Annotated in this window: 3 protein-coding genes; all 3 read right to left on the bottom strand. The window is 71.0% G+C overall.

What is annotated here, in order from left to right; all coding sequences use genetic code 11:
- Positions 1–813, bottom strand: an 813-nt coding sequence (locus tag DEIPI_RS0112315; RefSeq protein ID WP_027481960.1) for an aspartate-semialdehyde dehydrogenase, incomplete at its 3' end; no start/stop codon positions are given.
- A gap of 178 nt (positions 814–991) precedes the next feature.
- Entirely contained in the window at positions 992–1,303 is a 312-nt protein-coding gene (locus DEIPI_RS0112320) for a hypothetical protein (protein ID WP_027481961.1), read from the bottom strand.
- A 212-nt stretch (positions 1,304–1,515) separates the two neighbouring features.
- Positions 1,516–1,964 (bottom strand): bacillithiol biosynthesis deacetylase BshB1 (locus DEIPI_RS39735; RefSeq protein ID WP_045234224.1); only part of this gene is annotated, 449 nt, incomplete at its 5' end.

Below are 1,964 nucleotides of genomic sequence, written 5' to 3' on the forward strand. Positions count from 1 at the left end.
CGGGTCGTCCACGACCTCCACGCCCGGCGCGCCCGCCAGGAGCGCCCGCGCCTCGTCCGGCGTGGCGGGCCGTTCGAGCTCCAGCGTGATCGCCTCGCTGTGCGCCCGCAGCGTCGGGATACGCACCGCCGTGCACGACACGCTCAGCTGGGGCTCACCGAAGATCTTGCGGGTCTCCCAGACGACCTTCATCTCCTCGCGGGTGTAGCCGTTGTCCTGGAAGGTGTCGATGTGCGGGATGAGGTTGAAGGGAATGGGGTGACGGAACGCGCTCGGCGTGACCTCGCGGCCCTCGAGCGCCTCACGGGTGCCGGACAGCAGTTCCTCCATGCCCTTGGCGCCCGCGCCGCTCGTCGCCTGGTACGTGCTGACGATCATGCGCCGCACGCCGAACGCGCGGTGCAGGGGCCACACCGCCACCGCCGCGATCGCCGTGGTGCAGTTCGGGTTCGCGATGATGCCGCGGTGCGTGAGGGCCGCCTCGCCGTTCACCTCCGGAATCACGAGCGGCACGTCGTCCTGCAGGCGGAACGCGCTGGAGTTGTCGATCACGACCGAGCCGCCCGCCACCCACGCGGGCGCGTGCTGCTTCGAGATGGACCCGCCCGCCGACGCGAGGATCACGTCCGCCCCGATGGGCCCGTCGACGAGCTCGCGGATGACGACGTCCTGGCCCTTGAAGCGCAGCGTGCTGCCCGCGCTGCGCGCCGAGGCGTACAGCAGCAGCTCGTCGATCCGCAGGGAGGACGTCTCCAGCACCTTCAGAAGTTCGTGGCCCACGGCGCCCGTGGCGCCCACAATCGCGACCCGCATGTTCCGCTCCTTTCAGCCCCACCGGGCTCCCGAACGAAAAAACCTGCTCGGACGAGCAGGCGAGGGGCATGAACGTGTTCGTTCGCCCCTTATGAAATCGTCGTCCGGCCGGCTCTCGCCATGAGGGGAGGGTACCGCCCCCGGCCCCCCACGTCAATGACGCCCATCCCGTTCGTCCTCATCCGGATTTCTTCGGGCGCAGCCACGACAGCCACCCGCCCGCCTTCTCCTTGGGCTTGCCGCCCGTGAAGTCCTCCAGCCGGATCTCCGGCTCGGGGTGAGGAGCGGGCACCCAGCCGGTCTCCAGCAGGATCAGCCCGCCGAGACGGCCCGCGCAGTACAGGGCGTGCGCGCGCTCGGCCTCCTCGGTGCGCGCCAGGCGCGGGTCCATCATGCTCTGCAGCATCGCGAGGAGCGAGTCGTCGTCGCACGACCACGCCCCGCCCGAGAAGACGGCTTCCTTGCCGTAGATGCGGATTCGTTGGGGCATCGCGGATCGACCACCTCGGCGGGTCCGCGCCCGGAGGAGCGGCCCGTGAACGTCCAGCAGACGCGGCCCGTGAGGGGACGCGAAGGAGGAAGGGGCAAACGAACGACTGGGACTGTGAGGGTGAGTCTACCACGCCGCGCGTGGGGAAGCCGCGAGAACGCCGCACGAAAACGGCTCCCCCACAGGAGGAGCCGTCCGGACGGTGAGGGCCGCTACCAGCCCTCGGGGTCCAGCAGCAGGGGCAGTTCGCTCTCGTAGGGCTCGCAGTACGCGCGTCCCAGGAAGGTACCCCAGTAGCTGAGGCGGGCGCGGCGGCGCTCCACCACCTCCGGCGTGACGGTCTCCGAGACGTACGGCCCCGTGAACTGGCTGCGGTGCGCGCGGATCGCGGCCTCCCAGACGTCCATCACGCCCGAGACGTCCACGAGGACGTTCGCCTCCACGGGTCCGTTGCCCTGGTAGAGCAGCACGCGCGTCACACGGTGCGGCTCGCCGGAGACGTCGGCCTTCGCGAGCGCCGCGAGGTGCACGGCGCGCTTGGCGAGGTGGTACGCGCCGAAATGGTCCGGGTGGCGGTCCGCGTGGTGCGGCACGATCAGGGTGCGGGGCCGCAGCAGTCTCAGCGCGCCCGCCAGCAGGTGCGCGCCTTCCGGGCGGTCCG

Origin of the sequence: Deinococcus pimensis DSM 21231, assembly GCF_000519345.1 — a bacterium.
Classification (GTDB): domain Bacteria; phylum Deinococcota; class Deinococci; order Deinococcales; family Deinococcaceae; genus Deinococcus_A; species Deinococcus_A pimensis.

What these genes read in the sequence shown, in the direction of transcription:
- DEIPI_RS0112320 (WP_027481961.1), bottom strand. Translation starts at nt 1,303, where the DNA reads ATGCCCCAACGAATCCGCATCTACGGCAAGGAAGCCGTCTTCTCGGGC.